The sequence below is a fragment of the Bacillus sp. RC251 genome (assembly GCF_044908765.1).
Classification (GTDB): Bacteria; Bacillota; Bacilli; order Bacillales; family Bacillaceae_G; genus Bacillus_A; species Bacillus_A wiedmannii.
Genome location: NZ_JBIYDP010000006.1, coordinates 61,346 through 83,146, shown reverse-complemented (window position 1 = coordinate 83,146; position 21,801 = coordinate 61,346). Strand labels below are relative to the sequence as shown.

At 36.3% G+C, this 21,801-nt stretch carries 24 protein-coding genes, 2 pseudogenes and 1 other annotated feature; of the genes and pseudogenes, 10 read left to right on the top strand and 16 right to left on the bottom strand.

Annotated features, from left to right (window positions below):
- Positions 1-43: 43 nt before the first annotated feature.
- The 7 genes from ABH961_RS19400 to ABH961_RS19370 all read right to left on the bottom strand — a co-directional run bounded on the left by ABH961_RS19400 (position 44) and on the right by ABH961_RS19370 (position 7,974).
- A complete protein-coding gene (locus ABH961_RS19400) occupies positions 44-475 on the bottom strand; it encodes a VOC family protein (RefSeq protein ID WP_048544430.1) in 432 nt (143 codons plus the stop codon).
- Between the two features lie 103 nt (positions 476-578).
- Positions 579-2,165: an acyl-CoA synthetase MbcS gene (gene mbcS, locus ABH961_RS19395; RefSeq protein ID WP_048544432.1), complete on the bottom strand. Its 1,587-nt coding sequence runs from the start codon at positions 2,163-2,165 to the stop codon at positions 579-581.
- Positions 2,166-2,341: 176 nt separating this feature from the next.
- The gene (locus tag ABH961_RS19390; protein ID WP_000091640.1) at positions 2,342-2,539 is read right to left on the bottom strand and encodes an alpha/beta-type small acid-soluble spore protein; all 198 of its coding nucleotides are present in this window, start codon (positions 2,537-2,539) and stop codon (positions 2,342-2,344) included.
- 80 nt (positions 2,540-2,619) lie between these two features.
- Positions 2,620-3,834, bottom strand: coding sequence for a tRNA uracil 4-sulfurtransferase ThiI (gene thiI / locus ABH961_RS19385; protein ID WP_048544434.1), 1,215 nt, complete (start codon positions 3,832-3,834; stop codon positions 2,620-2,622).
- A 6-nt stretch (positions 3,835-3,840) separates the two neighbouring features.
- Positions 3,841-4,983 carry a cysteine desulfurase family protein gene (locus tag ABH961_RS19380; RefSeq protein ID WP_098069298.1) on the bottom strand — a complete coding sequence of 381 codons (1,143 nt, stop codon included), beginning with the start codon at positions 4,981-4,983 and terminating at the stop codon, positions 3,841-3,843.
- A gap of 228 nt (positions 4,984-5,211) precedes the next feature.
- Positions 5,212-6,924, bottom strand: coding sequence for a septation ring formation regulator EzrA (ezrA, locus tag ABH961_RS19375; RefSeq protein ID WP_098048098.1), 1,713 nt, complete (start codon positions 6,922-6,924; stop codon positions 5,212-5,214).
- 207 nt (positions 6,925-7,131) lie between these two features.
- Positions 7,132-7,974 carry a LysR family transcriptional regulator gene (locus tag ABH961_RS19370; RefSeq protein WP_098078736.1) on the bottom strand — a complete coding sequence of 281 codons (843 nt, stop codon included), beginning with the start codon at positions 7,972-7,974 and terminating at the stop codon, positions 7,132-7,134.
- A gap of 124 nt (positions 7,975-8,098) precedes the next feature.
- Here ABH961_RS19370 and ABH961_RS19365 point away from each other — a divergent pair, with 124 nt between their 5' ends.
- Complete coding sequence (locus ABH961_RS19365) at positions 8,099-9,043, top strand: DMT family transporter (RefSeq protein WP_098078733.1); 945 nt, start codon at positions 8,099-8,101, stop codon at positions 9,041-9,043.
- Between the two features lie 11 nt (positions 9,044-9,054).
- On the opposite strand, the gene refZ is transcribed toward ABH961_RS19365, so the two are convergent.
- The gene (gene refZ, locus ABH961_RS19360) at positions 9,055-9,693 is read right to left on the bottom strand and encodes a forespore capture DNA-binding protein RefZ (RefSeq protein ID WP_098069300.1); all 639 of its coding nucleotides are present in this window, start codon (positions 9,691-9,693) and stop codon (positions 9,055-9,057) included.
- 147 nt (positions 9,694-9,840) lie between these two features.
- Here refZ and ABH961_RS19355 point away from each other — a divergent pair, with 147 nt between their 5' ends.
- A complete protein-coding gene (locus tag ABH961_RS19355) occupies positions 9,841-10,320 on the top strand; it encodes a GAF domain-containing protein (RefSeq protein ID WP_048544449.1) in 480 nt (159 codons plus the stop codon).
- A 62-nt stretch (positions 10,321-10,382) separates the two neighbouring features.
- Here the strand turns inward: ABH961_RS19355 and megL are convergent, their stop codons facing one another.
- On the bottom strand, positions 10,383-11,561 hold the full coding sequence (gene megL, locus ABH961_RS19350) for a methionine gamma-lyase (protein WP_404519831.1): 1,179 nt from the start codon (positions 11,559-11,561) through the stop codon (positions 10,383-10,385).
- 400 nt (positions 11,562-11,961) lie between these two features.
- On the opposite strand from megL, the gene rpsD reads away from it, so the two are divergent.
- Positions 11,962-12,564, top strand: a complete 603-nt coding sequence (rpsD, locus tag ABH961_RS19345) for a 30S ribosomal protein S4 (protein WP_000135322.1) — start codon at positions 11,962-11,964, stop codon at positions 12,562-12,564.
- A gap of 209 nt (positions 12,565-12,773) precedes the next feature.
- A complete protein-coding gene (locus tag ABH961_RS19340) occupies positions 12,774-13,193 on the top strand; it encodes a GNAT family N-acetyltransferase (protein WP_098078728.1) in 420 nt (139 codons plus the stop codon).
- 59 nt (positions 13,194-13,252) lie between these two features.
- Here the strand turns inward: ABH961_RS19340 and ABH961_RS19335 are convergent.
- A pseudogene (locus tag ABH961_RS19335) lies at positions 13,253-13,465 on the bottom strand (hypothetical protein).
- A gap of 52 nt (positions 13,466-13,517) precedes the next feature.
- Between ABH961_RS19335 and ABH961_RS19330 the strand changes: the two are divergent.
- From ABH961_RS19330 to ABH961_RS19310, 5 genes and pseudogenes are all read left to right on the top strand, one after another.
- A complete protein-coding gene (locus tag ABH961_RS19330) occupies positions 13,518-15,173 on the top strand; it encodes a T7SS effector LXG polymorphic toxin (protein WP_107134910.1) in 1,656 nt (551 codons plus the stop codon).
- 2 nt (positions 15,174-15,175) lie between these two features.
- Positions 15,176-15,649 carry a hypothetical protein gene (locus ABH961_RS19325; RefSeq protein ID WP_002199161.1) on the top strand — a complete coding sequence of 158 codons (474 nt, stop codon included), beginning with the start codon at positions 15,176-15,178 and terminating at the stop codon, positions 15,647-15,649.
- 563 nt (positions 15,650-16,212) lie between these two features.
- Positions 16,213-16,314: pseudogene (locus ABH961_RS19320) on the top strand (hypothetical protein); the annotation flags it as partial.
- Positions 16,304-16,849 (top strand): hypothetical protein, encoded by a 546-nt coding sequence (locus ABH961_RS19315; RefSeq protein ID WP_048544454.1) that lies wholly within the window; start codon positions 16,304-16,306, stop codon positions 16,847-16,849. The pseudogene ABH961_RS19320 and the gene ABH961_RS19315, both read left to right, overlap by 11 nt.
- 256 nt (positions 16,850-17,105) lie before the next feature.
- On the top strand, positions 17,106-17,570 hold the full coding sequence (locus ABH961_RS19310; RefSeq protein WP_404519828.1) for a hypothetical protein: 465 nt from the start codon (positions 17,106-17,108) through the stop codon (positions 17,568-17,570).
- 65 nt (positions 17,571-17,635) lie between these two features.
- Here the strand turns inward: ABH961_RS19310 and ABH961_RS19305 are convergent, their stop codons facing one another.
- Positions 17,636-17,764, bottom strand: coding sequence for a hypothetical protein (locus tag ABH961_RS19305; RefSeq protein ID WP_000050940.1), 129 nt, complete (start codon positions 17,762-17,764; stop codon positions 17,636-17,638).
- Between the two features lie 150 nt (positions 17,765-17,914).
- Between ABH961_RS19305 and ABH961_RS19300 the strand changes: the two genes are divergently transcribed.
- The gene (locus tag ABH961_RS19300) at positions 17,915-18,217 is read left to right on the top strand and encodes a YjdJ family protein (RefSeq protein ID WP_000154636.1); all 303 of its coding nucleotides are present in this window, start codon (positions 17,915-17,917) and stop codon (positions 18,215-18,217) included.
- A 78-nt stretch (positions 18,218-18,295) separates the two neighbouring features.
- Here ABH961_RS19300 and tyrS read toward each other — a convergent pair whose 3' ends face one another.
- The 5 genes from tyrS to ABH961_RS19275 form a co-directional block, all read right to left on the bottom strand.
- The gene (tyrS, locus tag ABH961_RS19295) at positions 18,296-19,552 is read right to left on the bottom strand and encodes a tyrosine--tRNA ligase (protein WP_098820836.1); all 1,257 of its coding nucleotides are present in this window, start codon (positions 19,550-19,552) and stop codon (positions 18,296-18,298) included.
- 70 nt (positions 19,553-19,622) lie between these two features.
- Positions 19,623-19,851: a binding site (T-box leader), on the bottom strand.
- 67 nt (positions 19,852-19,918) lie between these two features.
- Positions 19,919-20,164 (bottom strand): hypothetical protein, encoded by a 246-nt coding sequence (locus tag ABH961_RS19290; RefSeq protein ID WP_048544462.1) that lies wholly within the window; start codon positions 20,162-20,164, stop codon positions 19,919-19,921.
- Positions 20,145-20,690, bottom strand: a complete 546-nt coding sequence (locus ABH961_RS19285) for an RNA polymerase sigma factor (protein WP_048544463.1) — start codon at positions 20,688-20,690, stop codon at positions 20,145-20,147. Before ABH961_RS19285 ends, ABH961_RS19290 begins: the two co-directional genes overlap by 20 nt.
- Entirely contained in the window at positions 20,671-21,126 is a 456-nt protein-coding gene (locus ABH961_RS19280) for a hypothetical protein (RefSeq protein WP_098642626.1), read from the bottom strand. The genes ABH961_RS19285 and ABH961_RS19280 overlap by 20 nt, the downstream gene beginning before the upstream one ends.
- A 66-nt stretch (positions 21,127-21,192) precedes the next feature.
- The gene (locus ABH961_RS19275; RefSeq protein ID WP_048544469.1) at positions 21,193-21,750 is read right to left on the bottom strand and encodes a maltose acetyltransferase domain-containing protein; all 558 of its coding nucleotides are present in this window, start codon (positions 21,748-21,750) and stop codon (positions 21,193-21,195) included.
- Positions 21,751-21,801: the final 51 nt, after the last annotated feature.

Here is a 21,801-nt window from a genome sequence, read left to right as displayed (position 1 = left end):
AAAAAAAGCACCATTTCGATTAAAAATGGTGCTTTTCTAAAAATTACTTTTGTTCAGTAGGGTTCGTTGTGATTTGCCATTCAATGCTAAATTTATCTTTAAGTTGTCCGTATGCTGGGCTCCAGAACGTTTCTTGAAGTGGCATAATAACTTCTCCACCCTCTTGTAACTTTTCGAATACTTCTTTCGCTTTTTCTGCATTACTAATTTGAATTGCAATTGTTACTTGAGATCCGATTGCATGCCCTTGACCTGGGAATGTATCAGAAATCATAAGGTCCGTATTACCAACTTTTAAAGTAGCATGTAAAACGCGCTCTTTTGCTTCAGCTGGAATCGGGTATTCTGGATTTTCAGGCATGTCACCAAAAGTTTGCATGATTTCTACTTTTGCGTCTAACGCCTCTTTATAAAACTGTACAGCCTCTTGCCCACTACCATCTAAAACTAAGTACGGATTAATACCTAAAATCATACGGACACCTCTTTTTTAAGTTTATAAATATCGAACTTGTGTTCGTTTTTATATTATCATTGTTTGGCATTTCATTCAACTATTTCCTTCACTGTTTTCAAAATTATTTTGACGGAATCTCCATCTCTTGTTTTCTAAGCTCAATACGGCGAATTTTTCCGGAAATCGTTTTTGGTAGTTCATCTACAAATTCAATTTTGCGAGGGTATTTATATGGTGCAGTGAGTTCTTTGACGTGTTGTTGGAGTACTGGAATTAATGTTTCTTCATTCTTGTCTATATTCTCTCTTAATACGATAAATGCCTTCACGACACTTCCGCGAATTTCATCAGGGCTTGCGACAACCGCACACTCTCTTACATAAGGATGTTTTACGAGCGCATCTTCTACTTCAAACGGCCCAATTGTATAACCAGAGCTAATAATAATATCATCACCGCGCCCTTCAAACCAGAAATAGCCGTCTTCATCTTTCTTCGCTTTATCACCGGTAATATAATAATCACCGCGGAATTGCATCACTGTGCGCTCATCGTCTTTATAATATTGTTTAAAGAGGGCTGGCGTTTCAATGTGAACTGCGATATCACCAACTTCTCCTACCTGTACCGGAATACCTTCTTCATCTACAATATCAACGTGGTTGCCTGGCGTTGGTTTTCCCATTGATCCCGGTCTAATATCCATCCCTTTCATTACACCAACAAGCAATGTATTTTCCGTTTGCCCGTAGCCGTCTCTTACTGTAATATTAAAGTGCTTTTGGAACGTTTCAATGACTTCTCTATTTAATGGCTCACCTGCGGATACAGCGCTATGTAACGCTTCTAAATTGTACTCACTTAAGTCTTCTACTTTTGCCATTAATCTATACTCAGTCGGCGTACAACAAAGCACATTCACCTTATTATCACCTAATAAGTTTAAATACGTTTTTGGTTCAAATTTACCGTTGTATACAAATCCTGTCGCTCCTGATCCGAGTGTTGCTAAAAACGGGCTCCAAATCCACTTTTGCCAACCTGGACTAGCCGTCGCCCATACAACATCATCCTCTTCAATTCCGAGCCAATTTGGAGCGCTCGTGCGCAAATGAGCGTATGCCCACGCATGCGTATGAACAACACCTTTTGGGTTTCCTGTCGTTCCTGACGTGTAAGATAAAAAGACCATATCTTCTTTATCAGTCTTCGCCATTTCTAACATGTCACTTTCTGTTTCTAACGCTGTTTTTAAATTAATCCATCCATCTACTGACTGCTCGCTCAGAACGAATTTTTGAAGAGATTCCATCGCTTCTATATCATCAAACTGCCCAATGTACGGCTCATAACTTACGATTGCTTTTACTTCCCCGTGCCCAATGCGATATTCTATATCCTTTTTGCGCAACATTTCCGAACTCGGAATTACGACAAATCCTGCTTTAATCGCAGCGATATACGTCATGTACGCTTCAATTAAGCGCGGCATCATAATGAGGAGCTTGTCCCCTTTTTGCAGACCACTCTTTATAAAAGCGTTTCCAATTTTATTCGCACCTTTCATAAGCTCAGCGTATGTAACTTCTCGTCTATTCCCTTTATCATCTTGCCAAATTAAAGCAAGCTTATCTTTATCACCTGTATATTTCTCTATTTCAGAAACTAAATTATAAGACGGTGGCGCCAACAATTCCTCTCTCTTCATACAATATCCTCCTCCATTTCTATGCCTCCCTTATATAATAAAGAATTTTCAGTTAATTTTGAACCCTCTTCTTTTGACAAATTTTTTATGTCTATGTCGAAATGAATGTATAACGGTGCAAACAACAAAAAGAAAGAGCGGGAAAACCCGCTCTTTCTAAGCCATCTTATATGGGATTATTTTTGGTAACCGCCTAATTGTTGCTCAGCTAGTGAAACTAGACGTTTAGTGATTTCACCACCAACAGAACCGTTAGCGCGAGCAGTTGCATCTGCTCCAAGTTGAACACCAAACTCTTGAGCGATTTCGTATTTCATTTGGTCTAATGCTGATTCAGCACCAGGAACCGCTAATTTATTTGTGCTACGTGACATGTTATATCACCTCCTTGTGAGTATAGAGTGTGATAAATAACATGACTTCATACACGTTTTAGATATGGTAATTTATGGTTTTAGAAAAGTTCTTCGAATTTGTCTTCTTCCGCTACTACTTCTACCGTTTGTAATACCATTGTTTCTTTGTTCGCTACAGCTTCATCGATTAATGGTGTGAAATCGTATTTCGCTTCAAAACGATTCGCTTTTTCACGCTTCGGCTTCGTCGCTGGGCTTGCTGGTGTGAATACTGTACAGCAATCTTCGTACGGACGAATTGAAATATCATATGTGCCGATTTCTTCAGCGATTTTAATAATTTCTAATTTATCCATCGTAATAAGTGGACGAATAACCGGATAGTTTGTTACTTCGTTGATTGTATGCATACTATCTAATGTTTGGCTTGCTACTTGTCCGAGACTTTCACCAGTCGTAATTGCAAGTGCATTACGCTCCTCTGCGATACGCTCTGTAATACGCATCATCATACGGCGCATAACTGTCATTGAATAGCTAGATGGAATTTCTTTATTAATCGTTTTTTGCACTTCTGTAAATGGAACAAGGTGAAGCGTTACACGTTTACAGTACTTCGTTAACTCTTGTGCTAAATCGATTACTTTTTGTTTTGCACGCTCGCTTGTGAAAGGTGGGCTATGGAAATGAACTGCTTCCACAGACACTCCGCGTTTCATCGTTAAGTACGTTGCTACTGGGCTATCGATACCACCAGAAAGAAGTACCATTACTTTTCCGCCAACACCAACTGGTAAACCACCAGCTCCCATATGCTCACCACACATAATATAGCTGTAACCACTGCGAATTTCTATACGTACATTCACATCTGGATTATGAACATCTACTGTGATATCCTCTGTATTTTCTAAAATGTGTCCACCGATTTCTGGAAGTAACTCCATCGTCTTCATTGGGAAGCGCTTATCAGAACGGTGCACTGTAATTTTAAATGTTTTCACATCATCTTTTACTTGTAAGAAAGCTGCTAATGCACCCTTTTTAATATCTTCTAATTCTGATGGTACTTTCATCGCTAAGTTAAACTTATGAATACCGAATACATCTTTCAATCTTTCAGAAATCGCTTCATGGTCTTCGCCATTTAATTGAATGTACATACGGTCATGCGTTGCATCGATTTTAATATTTGGGAACTTTTTCAGCTTGAACTTTACGTTATCTTTCAATGTGCTTACAAATTTAGAGCGGTTCTTACCTTTAGTCGTCATCTCTCCATAACGAACTAAAATATATTCATATGTCATCATATTCCTTTACCTCATCACTTCATATAATTTTGGCATCGTCTCTTTCACAATACCTTGAAATTGTTTTACTTCTTCCATCGTGTTTTCTGGTGCCAAACTAATACGAATAGCACTTGCAGCAGCGGCATGGGGTACTCCCATTGACACTAACACTCTGCTCACTTCATTTGCTTTTGAAGAACAAGCAGACTTCGTCGATACATATACACCGTGCTCTTCTAAAGCATGAACGACCACTTCTGGTTTTAAACCAACAAATGACACATTTAAAATGTGCGGTGCTGCATATGCAAGCGACGTATTAATCGTTACATCTTCCATCTCTTTCAAGAAACGGACAAGCTCTGTTTGTAAATTGTGCAAATGAGCTATCTTTTCTTTCATTTGTTCCATTGTCATGCGAAGTGCTTTCACCATCGCTACAATGCCAGGTAAGTTTTCTGTACCAGAGCGATACTTAAGCTCTTGTTGACCACCTGATAAAATTGGATCTAACCTTACGCCATCACGTACATAAAGAAGACCCGTTCCTTTTACACTGTGGAATTTATGTCCAGATATTGAGCAAAGATCAATATGAGAAGCATATAAATCAAGCGGTACTTTTCCTATCCCTTGTACATGGTCCACATGGAATCTTATTTTCGGATAGTTCGATAATAACGTTCCAATTTCAGCAACAGGCTGAATTGCTCCAGTCTCGTTGTTCACGTGAATAATTGACACAAGAATCGTATCTTCACGAAGTGCTCGTTTTACATCCTCTACCGATACAACACCATGCTCATTAACCGGCAAATATGTTACATCAAAACCGAGATCTTCTAATTGTTTATATGCTTCAAACACAGACGCGTGTTCAATATTTGTTGTAATAATATGTTTACCGCGCGAACGATTCCTCATCGCTATTCCTTTAATCGCAAGGTTATTCCCTTCCGTTCCACCTGATGTGAAAATAATCTCAGAAGGTTTAACGTGAAGAAGCTGCGCTGCAATCGTTCTTGATTGTGTTAATAGACGCTCTGCCTCTCCCCCAAGCGAATGAATAGAAGAAGGGTTTCCAAAATATTTTCCAGCAACCGTTACGTACGATTGAAGGGCTTCTGGATATGGCTTCGTCGTCGCACTATTATCAAAATAGATCATCGTTCTTCCCCTTTCAGCGCTATCACATCATATAATCATATCACAAATACGTGTAATTACGCTAAGACTACTCAAAGGTTCCATTTTATCCCGATTGTGAAGGCCGATAATTAGCGAGGATGACCCTACTGACTACAGTTTCACTATATTTTAAAACGAATAACCTTACTGTATTCCGCTATTCATTATAGCAACATCGTCCCCAAAATTACACAAAAAAACAAACCCTTATGAAAGGGTTTGTTCATTGTCTACATATTCAGCTATTTTTTGAACAACGCCAGGTTCAAGTTGCTCTAGTACAGAAGCCGCTTGTTCTAAAGCTGCATCGTATTGATATTCACGGAATAATTTCTCCGCATAATTTAAGCTCTCTGCAAGGTTCTCATCATGACTGCGGTAACGATTACCGTATTGAATTAATTTTTCAACTAAATACGCTTGTCCAATTAACTCTTCTGTCATTTCAGCTACACCATTAACAGTTGTGTACGCTTCTTCTAAACTGCTATTTACAGCGTTCATATTTAACGGTTTCACTTCTAACTGTTCATATACAGCTTGCATTGCCATTTGTCCTCTTTGTAAATCTTCCATAATGCTTTCTGGAAGACCTGGCAAATTCGACTTTTGCATAAAACGTTTCGTTTCAAAAATGATATTTCGCATTTCTTGTAACTTCTCACGTGCTTCAAATTCTTCTTTACGCATCGTTTGCAGCATTTCTTTATATTCTGCATGAAGTACTTTTAACGTTTCACATTGCTCATAAACCTCTTCTAGTTCCTCACGAATAATAGAGAAGGCAATATCTTGTTCAGCAACGCGTAATTGTAGCATTTCAAAACGTTTCATTAAAATGTGCATTTGCTTTTCAATTACCTTTTGAGACTCAATATCCTTATCTTGTAACTGATAACTTTGTTTCACAAGTTGTGTTTCTGCTTTTGTTTCAATCGTTTCAATGCGAATTTCTTCTAAGTCTTCATAAACAGAAAGTGTTTTTTGCTCCACATAATGTCTCGCATGTACTTCTTGTTCCAGTTGATCATAGAAGCCATCTAAGCGCGTTTTTAAGTTTTCTACTTTTTCAGCTGCTTCGGTTATATGAAGCTCCTGTATATCCATTAAACATGTGTGTAGTTGTGTCGTCATATCACGAACTTCTTTAGGGACTTCCAAATACTCTAATACATAACCTTGTCTTACCATATCATTATGTCCTTGTAATAAATCTTCCAGCTGAACTGGTAACGTCGCTTGACACTCTACCAATAAATCCGGAATTTGATGAATAATGATTTCTAAGCTTGCCAAACCTTCTTCTAAACTAATAACAATTTCTCTCGCTTTTAAATAGTCGCCATTATCTGTTGCCTCTTCAAAGCTTTTAAACTTATTAGATTCAATATCTAGCATCTCTTCGATTTTCTGCTCTGCTGCTCCATACATATGTCTATGAGCAAGAACACTCTTCTTCATACTACGATATGTATCACGTAACTCTTCAATTTCCGAGCTATTTTTTTCATGGCTTTCTAACAATTGCTGTAATTCATTTAAAATATCTGTAATACGATTATCAGCGTCATCTAAACCACTTATGGATTCATTCATCGCATGCTTTGCTTTTCGGAAGGAGAATTGCGAGGCGAATTTTCGCGCTTGCGCTAAATCTTTGTCTGCTTTCGGAAGGGTTGTTGATACAATCTCATCCCATTCTTCACGCCATTTACCGAACAGTTCTTCTGTTTGACCCGTCATGTTTAAATCTTTCACCCGTTTTAGTTCATCTGCCACAGGTTTATCTTTTATCTCTTGTTTCCACTGCTCCAGTGCTTCAATATCTTTATATGAACGATTTCTTATCACAAGCTCTATCATGAGCAGCACTAGAATAGAGCTTACTACAATGATAACGATCGTCAGGATAGAATCCATGCAAAAAAGCCTCCTAGTTATATCTCTTTTTTTGTCCGTTCCGTTTATGAAATGGAAGGCATTATGTATAAAAAGGGAATCCCCCTATATTTAACAACTAACAATGTACTAATCATACCATGTAATGGCGTGTTTTTGACCTAGTTTTTTTTAAAATTTCATGTTTCTTTCAATGCAATTGTAATCTTTCTCAATCTTCTGTTTGGATTATCTCCCATCATCAAATGATTGTAATAACAGGTTCTCTTTCATATGAGATACGAAATAAATTTTGCGCACAAGTGGTGGTTCAATAGAAATCGCATACACATTCCCTTGCTTTACAGCTTGCTCTACTGCCATTTCTGGAAGTAACGTAATACCAAGTCCAGCTCCGACCATTGCAAGCATCGGTTCTGCATAAGAAGTTTCAAATGCAATGATTGGTTTCGCCCCTATCCCTTGAAACATATTCGTAATCATTTTCCTTACATCACAAATTTCTGGATATACGATTAACTTTTCATTTTGCAAATCTTCCATTCGGATTACTATTTTCTCTTTATAAAGATGATCACTTGAAACTACACAAACAATTTTTTCTTCTCGCATTTCTTTTATACACGTAGCGTCTTCTACTACTGAATCGACGAACATCGCTTCAATCTTCCGCTCTTTAAAGAGTCCCATTAATACTTTCGTATGCTCAATTTTCCATTCTACTTCGAATCCGTCACCTAATACATCTTTACATTTTGATATATAATGCGCTGCTAAACTTGGCAATATGCCTATAGAAATTTTCCGCTTCTCTTGAAAATTCTTCATTTCGGCTTTCACTTCATGTATGTGTTCCAAAATCGGTAACATCCTTGTTATAAATAACTCTCCAGCCTCTGTTAATTCCACTCCTTGCGCGGAACGCTTCAGTAAAGTAACCTCTAAATCCGCTTCTAACCTTTGAATTTGCTTACTAAGCGCCGGTTGAGAAATATGTAAAAGCTTACTCGCCTTTGATAAACTTCGCGTATTCTTCACTTCAATAAACGATCGTACTGCTTCCAAATCCATCGTACACACCTCTAACAAAAAGTTATAACTGTCATAAAAAATCGATATTTCCTTCTATAAACAATTACTCTTTATACTTATTTCATCAACTTACTATAACGAAATGAAAAGGGGAAAGATACTCTTGGACAAAAAACAAATGCTACTCGGATCCCTCCTATGCTTACTTGCCGTAACGGCTTGGGGATTTATGTTTCCTGTCATGGCAAATGCTCTGCAGTTTATCGATCCGTTCTTCTTCACAACTATCCGGTACGGATCAGCAGCTATTATTTTTCTTATTTTGCTATTCATTACTGAAGGAAAAACTTCACTCCACTTAGAAAAAAGAACACTTTCGTTATTCTTTTACGGAACAGTCGGTTTCGCTGGATATGGTTTTCTCATTTTTTACGGCCAACAACTTGCCGGGCCTTCTGGGGCCATCCATGCTGCGATGATTCAATCTCTTATGCCGCTCATCGCTTTATTATTGCAGTGGATAACAAAAAACAAACGCCCACAAAACTACACATTCCCTTGTATGTTCGTTGCATTGCTCGGTGTTATGCTTGTCATTTCAAAAGGAAATATTCACTTATTATTTGGAGCTGCCAGTCACCTCTCAACAAATATACTTATGCTATGCGGCGTTACTTGCTGGGTCATTTATACGAACGGTGGTGCTCGTTTTCAATCTTGGTCACCACTTCGATATACGACGTTAACTTGTTTATTCGGCTCAGTTTCACTCATCGTTATCGTCACTTTCTTCACTTACACAAACATCGTTACTATGCCGTCACTTCGTACCATTATGAGCGTTCGTTTTGAACTCTTGTATATGTCGATTGTTGCAGGTGTTATCGCTGTATTTTGCTGGAACACAGGAAATCGCTATATTTCATCTATTAACGGCATATTATTTATGAATTTAGTTCCTGTACTTGCACTTATCGGTTCCATCTTTCGAGGTTATACAGTCGACAAAATTGAAATTGCCGGAGCCTCATTAACAATTATCGCGCTCTTATGCAACAATGTATGGCAAAGGAAAGAAAGCACAAAAATCCCCACCTCAGTTCGTTAGGTGGGGATTCTTCACATATGAACAGCTCTTGGCAATTCATAGTACATATTCGTTATACATAATGTGTGTTCCATCCATTGCTCAATTTCTTTCGTGTACATTTCTATGAAAAATGTCTCAGACGGAAAAGAATGCAGCACTTCTGATATATATTGCGGATATAAAAACGGCATATTCATCATGCCTTTTAATTGCGTCATAAACATTGTAAAAGATACCTTTTTAAACTCTTGCTTTATTTGTCCCTGTCTAATCATTTGCTCTATATAATATCTTTCTTTAGAAAAGTAAATGGTCATCACTTCGCGAATTAATGTCGTATCAAGTGAAAGCTCTCGGTAGAAGAAACGTGTCAGTTCCCTATTTTCAAATTGATATCGTAAAATCCCGCGCACCATTTGCACCATCACATCTTTAGCCGACAAATATTCTCTCTGTTCGAACGACATTTCAATCACATGAATATATCCTTCTAAAAAGTCAGTAATAAGCTGTTCTAATAAACCTTGCTTTCCAGCAAAATAATATGAAATATTCGCTACATTCACATCCGCTCGCTTTGCAATTTCTCGCACCGACGTTCCATCATAACCTTTCGTGTTAAACAACGATATTGCCGCATCAATTACTTTTTGTTTCGTCTGTTTCATGCGCTCACTTCCTCTCACTGAACAGCTATAGTTTAAATTTCTTGACTTTTAAGACAAATTCCTTTAATTTTCTATCGACAAAGTCATGTGAAATACATCGTATTTTGCTAATATTTTACACATCTCGATAAAAAGGGAGTTGTTTCCATGTTTACAAAAGAAAGTTATGCAGGTTCTCGTGAAGAGCAATACGAGACAGTAATTAAACAACTGGATGCATTATTAACTGGCGAACCGAACGTAGTCGCAAACTTATCAAATGCGTCCGCATTATTAAATCAATTTTTAGATCGTGTGAATTGGGTTGGCTTTTATGTAACAGACGGAAATCAGCTTGTTCTTGGACCTTTCCAAGGAATGCCTGCTTGCGTGCGCATTCCATTTGGACGAGGCGTTTGCGGCGTTGCAGCTGAAACGAAAACAACGCAGCTTGTAGCAGACGTTCACCAATTTCCAGGACATATCGCTTGCGACAGTGCTTCTAATTCAGAAATCGTCGTACCAATCGTGAAAGAAGGAACTATCATCGGTGTACTTGATATTGATAGCCCTGAAAAAAATCGTTTTGATGAAGTAGATCAGCGCTATTTAGAAAAGTTTGTGGAAACACTCCTAAAACATATTTAAAAAAGAAAAGAGTGAGTTATCGATTGCGTACATCGTGTACGAAACCGATAGCTCACTCTTTTTTATTGATTACTAACAGTAGATATTTTCTTTAGTGCCTGCTCTAAATCAGAAACGATATCCTTCCATGATTCTAAACCGACAGATAAACGTATTAAATTATCGTAAATACCCATTTCTTGTCTTAGCTCAGCTGGAATCGCAGCGTGTGTCATCGTTGCCGGATGCTGAATTAACGTTTCTGTATCCCCTAAACTTACGGCAATTGTAATAAAGTGAAGGTCATTGATAAACGCTTGCGTCTCTTCTTTTCCGCCTTTTACTGAAAAAGAAATCACACCGCCGCCCCGTTTCATTTGGCGAGATGCTAACTCCCCTTCTGGATACCAAACACCTTCTACCGCATCATGATTTTTCAGAAACGATACAATTTTTTCTGCATTATCACAATGACGGTCCATCCTTACCGCTAACGTCTTTAATCCACGTAACAACAACCATGCATCAAACGGCGCCATAATACCGCCGATATCTTTTCGCATCGGGCGAATTTTTTCAGCTAATGCTTTCGTTTTACAAATCGTTACACCCGCCACAACATCACCATGACCACCAATATATTTTGTCGCACTATGAACAACCGCGTCACAACCAAGTTCAAGCGGTCTTTGTAAATACGGTGAACAAAACGTATTATCAACAACGACAAGTAAGCCATTTCGCTTCGCAACCCGAATAACTTGTTTTAAATCGATTAATTTCATCGTTGGATTAATCGGTGTTTCAACGAAAATAACCTTTGTATTTGGACGGATTTTATTTTCGACATCATCCTCTGTCTCCATATCACAAAACGAATGCGTAATCATAAATTTCTCTTCTAACACTTCTAAAAAACCGTACGTGCACCCGTATAATCCATTTGAACAAATAATATGATCTCCAGCTTTTAAAAAGCCAATTAACGTTGCTGAAATAGCTGCCATTCCTGATCCGAAAGCAAGTGCTTCTTCTCCTCCTTCTAACACCGCCATACGTTCTTCAAATAATTTTACAGTTGGATTTCCAAGTCTTGAGTAAATATAAGATGGATCCACTCCCGCAAAACTCGCCTCTCCTTGCTGCGCAGTCTCAAATGTAAATGTAGACGTTTGAAATAACGGTGGTGTTAAACTTCCTTTATGTTCCTCAGATGTATACCCGTGATGAATTAACGCTGTCTCCATATGCTTCTTTTTCATAAAAACATCCCCTTTTATGTTTTTATTGCCGCATATTCACCAGTAAAAACTGATGAACGTTTTTACTACATTTTATGTAAGCGTTTTATTTGTGTTTCTATCTCTTCTTTTATATTGTTTTAAATTCCTTCTTATATTAATTTCCAAAATTTATATGCATAAAACAAAAAGGGAGTGGCTTGACGAAACTCTAGGTAAAAGATATAATAGCGTTTGTGTAAAATAAAAAGGCAGCCTTGTAATGTGAGTTTATCGTTTGTATTTTGTTCCTCTACGGAGGTGTATCTCGTAACTCCCTGCTGCTGGAGCGAAGGTACATGAAAACAAAATGCCCGTAAATATCGATTACGTCTGTTTTTATTTTACGTAAATAAAAACATTTTTAAAGGAGGAGTCAACTATGGCTCGTTATACAGGTCCAGCTTGGAAACTGTCTCGTCGTCTTGGAATCTCTCTAAGCGGCACAGGAAAAGAATTAGAAAAACGCCCTTACGCACCAGGTCCTCACGGTCCTAACCAACGTAAGAAACTTTCAGAATACGGTTTACAATTACAAGAGAAACAAAAACTTCGTCACATGTACGGCATGACTGAGCGTCAATTCCGTCGCACATTTGACCAAGCAGGTAAAATGCCTGGTAAGCACGGCGAAAACTTCATGATCCTTCTTGAAGCTCGTCTTGACAACCTAGTTTACCGTATGGGCTTAGCTCGCACTCGTCGTGCAGCTCGCCAATTAGTAAACCACGGCCACATCACAGTTGATGGATCTCGCGTAGATATCCCATCTTACCGTGTAAAACCTGGTCAAACAATCAGCGTTCGCGAAAAATCTAACAGCCTTGTTGTTGTTAAAGAAGCGATCGAAGTTAACAACTTCGTACCAGAATACTTAACTTTCGATGCTGATAAATTAGAAGCTACTTACACTCGTCACGCTGAGCGTTCTGAGTTAGCAGCTGAAATCAACGAAGCATTAATCGTAGAGTTCTACTCTCGTTAATCTCGGTACTCTGAAAAGAGTAGTATTAAAAGCCTTAGGAACCTTGTTTATCAAGGGGCCTGGGCTTTTTTTATTTTATTTAACAATGCAAGATAAGGCATAAAAAAGAATGTAATTGGGGCCAGTTTGGGGCCACAATAAAAAAGGCTGGCGTGTGTATAGAAATGGGTACGTACAAAAAAAGCAGATGCTAAAAGGAGCTACTTATTTTGAAAGAAAACTTCACCAAAATTCCTCTTGATATACATGACTTTCAAACATTAAAATTGTTATTAGAAGAAATAATACAAGACGAAATAGAATTGTTTGAAGGGTTTTCTAAATATACTTTACATATTTCATCTAAAGTAACCATTAACCTTAGAAGTGAGTTTTTTCCAAAAACATATTTAGCAATTGCTGCTATAAGCATTACACCAAGTAATCAAGGAAAAGGAAGTATTATTCTTGAATGGTTTAAAACATTCGCAAAAGAAAAGGGCTTCGAGCGTTTAGTATTACAAGAAGTTATAACCGAAGAAGGTTACCACTTTGCATTAAAAAATGGATTTTCAAAACATGTTAGTCTATATGAAGAAATGTTTGGAAAACCAAACAGTATTAACGGGGATTATGAATTACATTTATAAAGGGTAAAAAAAGTGAACGAATATTTTTCATACTCGTTCACTTTTTTTTATTTGGTGAATTATCCAAAACAGTTCATTCTTTTCTTTTTATTCCCTTTATAAGTGAGTACCGTACACAACTTACCATCTTCCAGAACAACCTTTCAGTCATAATCCGCTAGGACTTCCTCACGATTTATTTCTTCTACTTTCTCACCGTACCTCCAATATCCTGCACGAAGTAGAAACTCAGAATACCCTTCTGGAATCGGAAATTTAAGAAAATGTAATATTTACATTTTCATCCTTAAATTGGTATGATTTACTTGTTGAGGAGGGGAATTTATGAGTTTAAACATGTATCTAGGAGAAGTACATATCCAAACACAAAGCATGAATGCTATATGTACGGCTACCATTCAAGGCATGGAACAAGCCATTCAGTCGATTGACGCTTTTGCAGTTGATATTGTTCTACAAGGACAAACATATAGCAGTGCAAAATCATTTTTTGTACAAACCTTTCGTCCTTTAGCACAAGGAATCATTTACTTATGTGAAGAATTAATCCGTCAGAATAATGCATTTCCAAATCAATTTCAATCACAAGTCGCTTCCACAGATGTAATCGAACAAGAGATATTAGAACAAATTCGAGAAATTGACCGAATGATAGCAAGTACGGAAGCAATCAATCAAGCTATGCCGATCTCGGGCATGGACGCTATGGTGAATCTTTTTGCTGTCATGAGGCGTAAACTGCAAGAAAAGTTAGAACATCTATATGAATTTAATCAAACATCTAGCGATAACTATAATACAGCGATTCAATTAGCCGCTAGCATTGCGACAGGTTTAGCCGAAGTCCAAAGCGGAAAAGGTTTTAGTCCTGTATCAGGAACATTTAGCACACAGGGATTAAATATGGAATGGATAGCTTCCATTCAACAAATTACAGAGGAAAAAGCTCGTGAAGCTGAAATAAAAAAAGAAATGGAAAAAATAATTGCTTTACGAGAACAAGAAGCCAATAGACCATGGTACGAAAAAACAGCTATCGGTACTTGGGAATTTATGAAAGAATTTTTTCAAGGCGCTGGCAGTGCGGCTTTCGAAAGCGTTATTGGATTAGAATCACCTGATAATGATGAATTAGAAAGCAAGTTAACGTATCAAGCGGGAAGGTTCATAGGAAATGTTATAGCAGGAGCGGCTTCCATTATAGAAATTCTAGAAGGCCTTACCGTCATAGGCGGCTCTAATTTTTTAACTCTAGTCGCAACAGTAGGAACTGGTGGATTAGCATCACCAATTGCTATTACATTTGATGCAGCTGCTACAACGGCTGGAGTTAGTCTTGTTGGACACGGTGTATTTGTTGGGCGTAATGCAATTCAAAATGGTAAGGATACTCTTCAAAAAATCCAGTCTTCTTCTAGTGGTTCTGTTAGTGGAGTTAAGGGCTCAAGTGAGACTGCTAAAAATCTTTTAAAAGATGGTAAATTTATCGAATCTGATTTAGAATTAAGATACAAGCAATATTGTGATAGAAAAGCCAAAGAGGGGAAAGTCCCTAAAGACAGATTAGATTGGAAAGAGGCAAGTGATTATTGGACAAAAAATTCACCTATGGCAAGAGGAAATAGATTTAATTCAAAAGCAAGAGAAGAAGGTTGGTACGATTACCATGAATTACATTTAGAAAATCACAAAAGACTGGATTCGTATGACCCAATTTTTGAAGAAATTGTTTCAAGGAAAGCTACAGATTTACATAAAATAGACGAGGCAACATTTAGAACTTACTTGAACGAATTTAGGGATAAATATTCATCTGGCACTAAAATAAGATCAAATCAGTATCCTGAATTAGATGGCCTAAAACTTAACGGAGACTATATTTTAGAGGTGCCAGCATCTAATAAAAACATTAAAAATATAGAAAAATATAAAGAGATAGCTGAAGAATACGGTGTAACATTAAGATTTAGGGAGGAATAATAATGAGCTTAAAATTAAAACCTGAAATAGAAACAGCACTAAAAAAAATTGACTTTGTTAATAGATACACAGAACTTTCTTCTTTTTCGAGAGAAAATTATGATGCCGAAGAAATCATTCCTAATCCCAATATTGAAGAAATTCAACAAATACTTGAAAAGCTAGGTTATAAATCAGTTTATGATAAAAAAGAAAAGTTTTTAAAAGTTGGAGAACTAGGTGATAAAAAAGAAAATTTATTTTATTTTAATATTGGTATTAAAGTAAACGTTCTGGATTTTACTTGGGTAGTTTATCATAATGATGAACTACGATTAGGTAGTCCATGGAGTCTATATTCAAGACTTTTAATTTCTCCAGATACTAGAATTAAGCCCGTACTATTTAGCGATTATGACAGCTTAGAAAAAATTTTAAAAATTGCTTTAGGTATGTATGAAGATTTTAAACAAGAATTAATTCCTATCTATTCATAATTTTATATTTAAGAAAGGCAATCTTATCTTAAATATAAAAAAAGAAAATCCGATTCACAAGAGCCGGATTTCTTCATGTATCTAAACATTATACCGTCTTATTCAATCTAATGTTAGCACTTCTTTTCAATGCTAATACAACATTAGAACCATCGTTTCTAAACTTAGCAAGTGCGCCTTCTTTTACACCTTTCAATGTAATAAATAAACATATACTAAATAAAAAAGTTTACTGATTGTATACCTCAGTAAGCTTTTTATATTAAATGTGGATAAGTTCGCTTTGAGAGATGTTGATACCTTTGAAAGAAATTTAAAATCATCTTCAAATATAAAATACTTTTAGTCCTTTCACCTCAAATATTTATTTCCAAACTTAACTAAATCGACTGTTGAGCATGGTAAAATATTCTATATAAAAACATTAAGGGAGATTATTTAATGGGAATTCCTTTACTTGATACATTAAAAAATTTTATTGATTTTATAAATCCAGAAGGAGCTAAATCAAAAGAAATTAAAGAAAATATTATTCAGTAGATACTCAACGTGGAAGATTTGAAGAACTCAATAAAAGAGGTAAACATTTAGGCGAAGTTGATTTTGATTTGAAAGGAGCTAAAGGACCAGATAAATCAGGAGGGCAGGACATAAATGTTAAATAAAAAAATTGAAGAAGTAAAAAGAAAATACTACGTTGAAAAAAATATAGAAGAATATTTACAAAAGTCTTCTATCAAACTAACTCTCCCTAAACAAATAATTGATTTTTGTAATAAAAATAATATTAAAATTAAAGGAGATAGCGACATAGTATTCCCTTCAAATGATTGGTATATTACTTTACCAAGTTATGTAAAAGGTGAGTTTGAAGTTGAATATACTACATATCTTATCATTTCTAAACTAGCTAATGTATATTCTATCCTTAATTCCTTTGAAATTGTAAATAAAGATGTCAATGGCATGATGCCTACTTTAACTGGAGATTCAGAGCAAGAATATACTAGATTGCAATCTCAATTAATATCAGTTATTGAAACACCTCTAAAAGCAAGCGGATATGAAAGAATTGGTTACACAGATAGTAGCCGAAAAATAGAAGGAATAAAATTTGCAGACGATGTCGCACTATTTGGTCCCGATGTAACTGTTGATGACATTCTATTTAGGGATGTACTCGATGTAACACCTGATTGATATTTAAACTAACGTTTACGTTAGCTTTTCCTTTGTTTCAAATCAAATATCATGGAAAAGGCATATTTGATTTTACTGGTGAAAATATTATAACTAAGATACTTCAAAATGAACTGTATCAAGCGGATTATACATTTGCAAAGACTTCAATTTCACGTACGAAAAAAGAAACAAATTCAGGAAAAATTTTGAGACGTATTTGAAAGAAATGAAAGGTAAATATGCTATTGAGATTAGGTTTAGGGAGGAATAATTGATGGCATATGATTTAGAACTTGAAATAAAAGAGGTACTTGAGAAAATTGATTTTGTAGAAAGATATAAATCCTTATCAGAAAAATTTCCCGATAGAACAAATACATTTGAAAACTATGAAAATCAAAAAGCTATTGAAGTATTCGAGTCTCTTGGCTATAAAGCTCGTTACAATAAAAAAGAAGACTTTTTTATTGTAGGAGAAGTAAAAAACAAAGATGTCTACACCTTTAGATTCAACATCAGCTTAAAATATGGTGTTGCTGAATTGATTTGGGAGGCATGTCATAACGGTGAAGTTAGAGCTGGAGACCCATGGGACATATTTATACGATTGTTATCAAATGACACGGAAAAAGTACCCGTGCTATATTACCACAGTTACGAAGAACTCAAAGAAATCATGAAAATTGCCTTTGAAATGTACGAAGATTTCAAGCGAGAATTAATTCCTATTTATTCATAATGTAAAAAGCTACCGAAGACAACTAAACAGTTACTTCGAGTAGCTTTTATTTATATATATTAAAGTTATTTATTTTCCTCTTTCTGAACATATACATAAGCATCTTTCTGCTCTTTATGTATATCCACCTTCGAATTCTCTGCAAGCTGACCCGCGTTTAGCAAAGAAAAAATAATGAGCGCTTCTAGTGACATTTTGTTTTACCACTCCTTTCTATTTGTTATACATTTATCATACCGCTTACATGTGATTTTCGTATGAACTCGAAAAGGAGATTACAACAAAAAGGTTACAAGAATACGAATGCACGCTATAATAACCATTAAATAGGAGGTTGATTCATTTTGACAATAAACCAAATGGTTCAATTAGGTAGTGCATGTATGTTATTTATTACTTCCGCGCTTATTAATTGGTATCAAGGGAGTAATTTGATAGATGATCCTGATGAATGGAAATATAGCGCTAAGTTTACGAATTACTTTAAAGGTACCGTTTCAAATTACCAAGATATTTATCAAATCGATTTCTTTATATATGCGGCAAAATTTCATCCAACAGCATTTGTTGTTATGCTTATTAGTTTACTTTATATGCTCGTATTAATTCTTCATATTCTATTTACAAGAACTCGTAAGGCAATCTAAATTTATACATAAAAACCCCGAATCATAGACTTTTCAGCCTACAATCCGGGGTACTATTTGTTTTATATTCGTTTCTGATTAGTAACGAATTAAGAAATATTTCTTTTTACCGCGGCGAATGATTGTGAATTTACCTTCGATGCGGTCGTTTTCTGTTACAACGTAGTCTAATGCTTGTGTACGCTCACCGTTTACGTAGATTGCGCCGTTCGTTACATCTTCACGTGCTTGACGTTTTGATGGAGAGATTTTGCTTTCTACAAGTAAGTCGATTAATACTGTATCTTCTGCAGTACGTTCTACAGATGGTACGTCTTTGAATCCTTGTTCGATTTCGCTTGCAGTCAGTTCTGCTACAGAACCGCTGAATAATGCAGCTGAGATTTTAATCGCTTGCTCTAATGCTTCTTCGCCGTGAACAAGTTTTGTCATTTCAGAACCTAATGCTTTTTGTGCTGCACGTTTTTCTGGCGCTTCAGCTACTTGCTTTTCAAGCTCAAGAATTTCTTCATGAGATAAGAATGTGAAGTATTTTAAGTATTTTACAACATCACGGTCATCTGTATTAATCCAGAATTGGTAGAACTCGTAAGGAGTTGTTTTCTCTGGGTCTAACCAAATTGCGCCGCCCTCTGTTTTACCAAACTTCGTACCGTCAGATTTTGTAACTAGCGGAATTGTTAAACCGAATGCTTTCGCATCTTCTTCTGATTTACGGATTAATTCAAGACCAGCTGTAATGTTACCCCATTGATCACTACCACCGATTTGCAAGCGGCAATTATGGTTTTGGTATAAGTTTAAGAAGTCGTATGATTGTAAAATCATGTAACTAAACTCAGTGAATGAAATACCAGTATCTAAACGAGATGCTACTGTATCTTTTGCTAACATATAGTTTAAACCGAAGTTTTTACCGATATCGCGTAAGAATGAAATTACATCTAAGTTACCAAGCCAATCATAGTTATTAGCCATCGTTGCTGGGTTCTCCACGTTTTCGAACTCTAAGAAGTTTGAAAGTTGGTTTTTAATGCTTTCTGTGTAGTAAGCAACTGTATCTTTCGTATTTAATGTACGCTCTGCTTTTTTACCACTTGGATCACCGATCATACCAGTACCACCGCCAACAAGTGCGATTGGTTGGTGACCAGCTAATTGGAAACGACGTAACATTAATACTGGTAACATATGACCGATGTGTAAGCTATCCGCTGTCGGGTCGAAACCACAGTATAATTTAACGCTTTCTTTTTCTAATAATTGCTCAAGTCCCTCAGCATCTGTTTGCTGATTAATTAAACCGCGAAATTCAAGATCTTGTAAAATACCCATATCCTACATACTCTCCTTTAAGTTCATTACTGGCGTGAAGGTTGAAAACATAAAAAAATCGCCCCTTGAAATAAGGGACGATTTTGATTATCGCGTTACCACCCTAGTTGCAGGCCAAAAAAGCCTACCACCTTATTTACATAACGGCTTAGCACCGTCTTTTCCCTTTTGAATACAATTCAATCGAAAAAAGATGCTCTAGGGGCGTAATTCGCGATCATCTATGTGCTGATTTTCACCGGCCATCAGCTCTCTAAAACAGGGAAATGATCACTACTTCTCCCTTTCCACGCTCAATTATTCATATACTTTTCTTTATACCATCATTTATATAGACGTGTCAAATAGAGGTCGAATTTCTATCCTTTACAATGTCACAAAGAGTATCGTAATAAGAGACAGAATTGGAACCCCAACTAATAACGATACATGAAACACAACCGATAAATCATTCCCAATGGTCGCCTCCACAGGATCTTTCGCTGGAGAACCAAGAAATCCGATTAATCGATCGAAGCGACTTACCGTTTTTGGAAAGTCCGGTACTTCTACATGGTCACTATCTAAATGCTGTCTTAATTTATATTCACTCTTAAAGGGATTTTCGCTCAATTTCATCCACCTCCAGCAATTGTTTCAATTTCTTTATTCCATTATGGATTCTCGATTTCACTGTTCCAATCGGAATGTTTAATATCTCTGCAATTTCTTTTTGCTGCATATCATGATAATAAGAAAGAATAAGGACAGCTCGTTGCTCTTCCGAAACTTTCAAAATTGCTTCTCTTACTGTGAGCCGATCTTCGTGAGAAAATTCTTTTTCCTGGATCGGCACTAAAAACGGCAAAAGCGTACGCCACTTTTTTCTTCTATTTAATTTATTAATCATAAGACGATAACCAATTTGAAATAAATACGTTTTTATTTTACCTTTTTCAAGTTCATACATATGTTTCTTACGCTCTAACGTCAAAAACGTATCTTGCACAAGGTCGATACTTAATTGTTCATCTCGGTTAAATCGATATAAAAATGTGTATAGCGCTGGTTTGATCAAAACATATAGTTTTTCTCCCGCCTGTTTATCTCCATTTTGATACGCAAGCATGAGTTCCTCCTCAATCCCAATCTGCGCCATAATTTTTGATCTCCTTTATTCCTTTTAACGTTAATGAAATGCGGGAAATTAAATAGCAACTTGCGACAATAATCCATACTTGTGATTGATTCGTAAAAAATTGAACATACGGGTTTTGAATTGTCTGTCCCGTTGAAACTAAAATATTTAATGCTTGCACACATATACATGCATACACTGCAAGACAAGCCGAAATCGTATCAAATACATTCCAGCGAAAATACACTTTTGTTTTTGTAAAATCAATTTTATATCCTTTTTTCCGTACTATATGTTTTCTATCAAACGGAATAATGATTGAAAACATAACAATCATCATAACCCCAGCTGTAATCATTGATACTTTAAATCCGATTGGCATCGGTAATAGCAAACCACAAGAAAATACGACTATAATTCCAAGTAAAGCAAAAGCAAGAAGTAATTTATTAGACATAAAAAAGCCTCCCTCATCTATTCTTTCATAAATGTATACAGACGAGGAAGGCGCTTCGTTCAAATATTATTTTATTTTTTTAATAATCTTTGCAGGATTTCCGCCAACTACTACATTGTCCGGCACATCTTTCGTTACAACAGCACCCGATGCGATCACCGCATTGTCTCCAATTGTTACACCTGGATTAATAATTGCTCTTCCGCCAATCCATACGTTATCGCCAATTGTAACTGGTTTTCCGTATTCTGATCCACTTATACGCTCTACTGGATCAAGCGGGTGTGTTGCTGTATAAATGTGAACTCCTGGAGCTAACATACAGTTCACTCCGATTGTCACCGGGCATACGTCTAAAATTGTACAGTCAAAGTTCGCGTAAAAATTTTCACCAACGTGAATGTTATAGCCATAATCACATCTGAAAGAAGATTCAAGATGAATGTTATCTCCAGTCGTTCCGAATAATTCTTTTACAATTTCGCTACGCTCTTTTAAATGCACTTCTGGTGTTTCATTTAATTTTCTCGTTAGTATACGAGCTTGCTCCCTCTCTTGAATCAAAACAGGATCAGCTGGTATGTACATTTCCCCAAGTATCATCTTTTCTTTTTCTGTTTTCATTTTCTTCTCCCCTTTAACTCGTATATATAAGTTTATGATACCATAAAAAAA